This is a genomic window from Psychrobacter sp. 16-MNA-CIBAN-0192, assembly GCF_040309565.1.
Classification (GTDB): Bacteria; Pseudomonadota; Gammaproteobacteria; order Pseudomonadales; family Moraxellaceae; genus Psychrobacter.
Window position 1 is genome coordinate 1 of record NZ_JBEOOX010000465.1, and the last position, 255, is coordinate 255.

A 255-nucleotide genomic window follows, 5' to 3' on the forward strand; every position below is an offset into this window, starting at 1 on the left:
AGCCAATATCGATTTTAATGTCGGTAATCGTGCCACGCCAGTCAGCGGTAAAGGCAGTCTTAGCTGGTCATTATCTGGGATGAGCGCGAAAAATATTCGTCTTGATCTACAAGATAGCTTTATACTAGCGGGTGCTCGCTTACCTTTTAAAACCCAAATTGACGGTGATGTGAGCATAATGGTTGAAGTCTTAAAGCAAGGTAAACCATGGTGCGAACAATTACACGGTAAATTATTTGTAAATCACACTAATGT

1 protein-coding gene is annotated in these 255 nt (G+C 40.8%); it reads left to right on the forward strand.

The features are described 5' to 3' along the window. Positions 1-255: type II secretion system protein N (gspN, locus tag AAEY78_RS13995; protein ID WP_352339986.1), on the forward strand; the 255-nt coding region annotated here is incomplete at both ends.